The sequence below is a fragment of the Petrotoga halophila DSM 16923 genome (assembly GCF_002924615.1).
In genome coordinates this window covers 1-5,048 of the sequence record NZ_JALY01000047.1, presented here as the reverse complement: position 1 = coordinate 5,048, position 5,048 = coordinate 1, and the positions used below count along the sequence as shown (strand labels likewise).

The window sequence follows — 5,048 nt, the reverse complement described above, 5'->3', positions numbered from 1 at the left end:
ATCCTTTATCTTTATTCGAAAGGTGGTGAAATAACTATGAATTACGACGTTTTATCTACTTTATTCGTCGGTATCGATGTGAGTTCTCTAACTAATACAGTTTGTGCAATTGATTTTCAAAACAACAAACTCCTTGATTTTGATACTAAAAATAACAGAATAGGTGCTGAATACATCGCTGAGGCTATCGCCAATTGCCTTGTTTCTAACAACCTTGATTATGTCGTTATCGCTTTGGAAGCTACTTCTTTTTACAGCACTCACATAGCCAATTTTCTGTCAACCAATAAGAAACTTTTGCCTTTTAAGCCTCTTGTGTATCAGCTTAATCCAAAAACTACCGCCAATTACAAAAAGACTTTTGTCGATATCGATAAAACAGATCATTTGGACGCTTACGTCATAGCCGATTTCGCTAGATGTGGCAAGATTTCTTCTTCCCCTTGGCGTGGTTCTCAGTTTTTGGCTTTACAAAGGCTCACACGCCATAGGTTCCATTTGGTTCAAACACTCGTTTCTGAAAAGAATTGGATGCTTTCCAACATTTATCTGAAATTCAGTGAATTGGCTGTGAATAATAGGGATAAGCCCTTTTCCGATATATATGGTGCTACGTCTTGTGCTGCTTTGACTGAGTTCTACTCTTTGGATGAGATAGTTTACAAACCCATCGATGATTTAACTCAGTTCGTTATGAAAAAAAGTAAAAACAGATTCAAAGATCCCGTGAAGGTTGCAACACTTCTTAAACAAGCAGCCAAGAATTCGTACAGATTAGACAAAATGGCTTATGAACCTTTGAATATCGCTATCTCTTCTTCCTTCAACGTAATAAAAGCCTTGGAAAATGAAATAAAAACCGTTGATAAGGCTATTGAAAAAACGGTAAAAGGGCTTAATCCCATAGAATATCAATCACTCATCTCTGTCAAGGGTATCGGTCCTGTTATATCCTCTGGTATTATCAGTGAGATAGGTACGATAGCTTCCTTTCAATCTCACGATAGTTTAGCTAAATTTGCAGGACTGACATGGAGAAAACGGCAATCAGGGAATTATTCCTCTGATGAGACAGAAATGACTAAAACAGGTAACCCGTATCTTCGATACTATTTTATCGAAGCAGCTAGCTCCGTTAAAAATTATATCCCTGAGTTCGAAAAGTATTATCGGAAAAAATACTACGAGGTTACCACTCATCAACACAAAAGAGCCCTCGCGCTCACGGCTCGTAAGTTGGTTCGCATGATTTTTGCATTGCTGAGCAAAAATCGAATCTATTCGAATTACTAAGGTGAATAGATACAAGTGAATCTTTTTGTGTTTTCAAGCCTATTTTGTGTTTTTCTGAAAGTATGGGTATTGTCAGTTACGCTAATTTTTAACAATTTTTTTGATTTTTACCTCTTGACATATCACCGATTAGCTCTAAGTAGAGATCCAATAATAAACTAAAGGCTGTATTTTTCACTTAATTATACAACATCTACTCTTTGAATACAACAGTTCAAATATATCTTTCGTTAATTAGAAAATATTTTCTATGAAATTTTTTTCATTTCTTGAATAATTGCCTGCAAAAAGCTGTAATCACTTATAATCAGCTCTGGTGACCTTTGACTTTTTAGTTTAATTAAATTATAATAGGTACTGTCAGAAAGTAAATTGATACTTTATCCTTAAGAATGGGGAACGAAGCGAATGGGCAAAGATTCCTTATCCTTGTGGGTGGGCTGCGGGGCGAAGGGGCGCTAAAACAGGCTTTAGAACTTCTTGAGTCAGTAAAAATGAGAATGAGGAGGGAAAAATATGAAAATATCTCAAAGAGTTTTAAATACACAATTTTCTCCTATTAGAAAGTTAGTTCCTTACGCAGAAAGGGCAAAGGAACAAGGTAAAAAAGTTTACCTTTTAAACATAGGACAGCCTGATATTGAAACACCTAAGGCATTCTTCGAAGGAATAAAAAAATATTCATCCAAAGTAATTTATTACAGTCATTCTGCTGGCCTATTAGAGTTACGTGAGGCTTTTTCCGATTATTATAAGTTGTGGGATATAGACTTTGATCCCCAAGAGTTGATCGTTACTACAGGTGGAAGTGAGGCAGCAATTTTCGCCTTGGCATCTGTTGCTGATCCAGGGGATGAAGTAATGGTTATAGAGCCTTTTTATGCTAATTATAAAGGTTTTGCAGAGATGTTAAATATAAAACTTTGCCCAGTAAAATCGGATCCCGAAACCGGTTATGCCGTTCCAAGTAAACAAGAATTCGAAAAAGCTTACAACGAAAAGGTAAGAGCAATAATCTTTTCAAATCCTTCAAATCCCACAGGGGCTGTGTACAGTTATGATGAAGTAAAAAGAATCGTTGACTTTGCAAAAGAAAAAGACATATTTGTAATATCAGATGAGGTATATAAAGAATTCACTTTTGACGGGACTAAGCATGTATCCGTCATGAATTTTGAAGACAGAGACAGATTCATTTTAATCGACAGCGTATCGAAAAGGTACAGCGCTTGTGGAGCAAGAATTGGAGTTTTTGCTACTAAAAACAAGAAACTTTTAGAGCAAGTTATGAAATTTGCTCAATCTCGATTATCTCCACCTTTGTTGGCTCAATTTGGTGTTTTAGGGTTACTCAAGGATTTGGGGAAAGATTATTATCAAGGTGTTGCTTTAGAGTACCAAAAAAGAAGGGATGCTGCATACGAAGAGATAAAAAAGATCGAAGGAGCCGTTTGTAAGAAACCCCATGGTTCATTTTATCTCTCCGTTAAACTACCGATCGATGATTCTGAGGAGTTCATCAAGTGGATGCTTACCGACTTCGATGTGAATGGAGAAACTGTTATGGTTTCACCGTTGTCAGGTTTTTATGCTACACCAGGTGCTGGCAAGCAAGAAATAAGAATCGCTTATGTATTAAACAGTGAAGAGTTAAGAAAGGCTTGTAATATCCTAAAAGAAGCTGAGAACGTTTACAATGAGAGAAAAATAAAAGTTAAATGATATCAATAGGCGCCGTGTCAATTCACGGCGCCTTCGAATTAATTTTCTGAATTTTTGTCAGTTCGTTCTTTGTCAGTTTTGGGTGATGAAGGTTTAACGTATTTTTTGTTTTCTGGCTTTTGCCTTGTGAAATATATTACCAAAGATAATCCAATTAGGTTGGCAATAAAAATAACGCTTAAAATCATCGAAGAGTATACAACAATAGACAAAGCAGAAAGCACACTAAGTAATATGATCGAAAATGTCATACCGTACTTTTTGTTAAATAGAAACAGAAAATAAAAAAATATTAAGCCTCCTATCAGTCCGATAAATAGGCCTATAAAGAGAAAGTTTAAAAAATCCGAAAAATTAAAATACTCGAAAAGTCTTTGATTGACACTTTCAAGGTAAAACAAATAGACAGAAAGTCCTGCTACCACGATACTTCCAATAATTGCTGCGCTTCTTAAAAAAACTTTCAAGTTATTCATTCTATCCCCTCCTCGGCGGTTGAATTTTCTTCTCTAATATTTTCTTCTTGTTTATATGGTTCTTGGCCTGAATGTATAAACTTTCTATACATGTTTTCTATCAATATTATAACTAACAAAAGCAAAAGAGAAACTAAAAAACCGTTAATCGTTCGTAGAACACTTAAATTCAACGGTGTGTGTATATGTAAAAAAGTGTCAAGTATCGATACCGGTAGTAGAGCCTTAAAAAAGTCCCATATAAATCTCCTTCCCGAAAGAGGAGTCGTGTAATAAAACAAATATGAAATAAGTTCTTTTGTTCGTGGCCTTGCTATAAGGGCCCTCTCTAATGCATCCCTGGCTCTTCTTTCAAAATTTGTAACGAAAGCCCAGTTTGAGCTTCTTACTACGTATATAACCCCAGCAAATGTAACAAAAATTAGTAGTAAAACATCTGACTTGTTAAATTTAAACTCTTTAACCTTCCTAAAAGATTCTGCGATATTAAATTTGCTAAATCTAAAACCGGTAAAATCCATAAACGCTTTTAACAGTACTAACAAAGGCAAAACTAAAAGTAGGATTTTGACCCCTCTAACGTTATTAAGCTTGAAGATAAATAAAGAGTTGTAAGCGCTCATATACACTAAAACTCCAAACAATAAAGCGAAGCCAATTATTTTTAGAAGGTTATTTTTAGAAATTCTAAAAAAGATGATGATTGAAAACAAAGTTGCCGCCAAAGTGAAAGACCAATTGTATAAAAAGAAAAAAGCTAAAATATATAAGATAGAAAAAAGGGGTATATATACAAATAAATTCATTGTGATGAGCCCAAAACCTACCCATGGAAAGATAACTGTAGGGGAATAGTACTTAATTGAATCGATTGTAACGGGGGTTCCTAAATCTTTTTGAACTAATCTCATTAGCTCTGGGGTCCTTGGATGATCAGGAAACAAAAAGTATCTTATTTTTCTTTCTTTCAAGGCCCTATGAAATCTTTGAACTATCATTTGATCGTCAAATTTATCTATCTCTCCAGGTTTGATGTAATGTACATATCTCATATTATTTAGAACATCTTTATCTAACTTATCTTTTATTTCCGTAAAATACTTATCAAAATCAGAAAATTCGACAACTAGTACGTAATCGTATTGGTTTGATAATTCTCTTAAAAAAGATTGATCTTCTTTGAAGCCCTGAGATTCAAAATCTTTTAATATGGCATATTGGTTATAAACCATGAAATTATAGCCACTTTTCTGTACAGAATTCAGTTGATCTTCTGTAGGAAATATAGAATAGTTTTTAGAATTTTGATAATCAATATAAAATGCGTAAAAGAAGAAAATCAAAGAGCTGAATAAGGTAATAAAAATTATCGGCTTTCTTATTTTGTTCATTTTCGATCCCCTCAATTCCTCTTTGTGCTCTTCTCCAATTTGTCCAATACAATTTGAAGATCTTCGCTCAGCGGTGCGGAAAAATCATAATGCTGATTATTATAATCAAAAGAAATCTTACTAGCATGAAGAAAAATTCTTTTTAAACCATAATTCTTTCTTAAGA

4 protein-coding genes are annotated in these 5,048 nt (G+C 34.2%); 2 read left to right on the top strand and 2 right to left on the bottom strand.

Annotated features, from left to right (window positions below; all coding sequences use genetic code 11):
* Nucleotides 1–36 precede the first annotated feature (36 nt).
* Both AA81_RS02175 and AA81_RS02170 read left to right on the top strand, forming a co-directional pair.
* Complete coding sequence (locus AA81_RS02175) at nt 37–1,293, top strand: IS110 family RNA-guided transposase (protein WP_103898051.1); 1,257 nt, start codon at nt 37–39, stop codon at nt 1,291–1,293.
* A gap of 516 nt (nt 1,294–1,809) precedes the next feature.
* Nucleotides 1,810–3,015, top strand: coding sequence for a pyridoxal phosphate-dependent aminotransferase (locus AA81_RS02170; RefSeq protein WP_103078461.1), 1,206 nt, complete (start codon nt 1,810–1,812; stop codon nt 3,013–3,015).
* Between the two features lie 38 nt (nt 3,016–3,053).
* Here AA81_RS02170 and AA81_RS02165 read toward each other — a convergent pair whose 3' ends face one another.
* Nucleotides 3,054–3,491 carry a hypothetical protein gene (locus AA81_RS02165; RefSeq protein ID WP_103898050.1) on the bottom strand — a complete coding sequence of 146 codons (438 nt, stop codon included), beginning with the start codon at nt 3,489–3,491 and terminating at the stop codon, nt 3,054–3,056.
* Nucleotides 3,488–4,882, bottom strand: coding sequence for a DUF5693 family protein (locus AA81_RS02160; RefSeq protein WP_103898049.1), 1,395 nt, complete (start codon nt 4,880–4,882; stop codon nt 3,488–3,490). Before AA81_RS02160 ends, AA81_RS02165 begins: the two co-directional genes overlap by 4 nt.
* Nucleotides 4,883–5,048 lie beyond the last annotated feature (166 nt).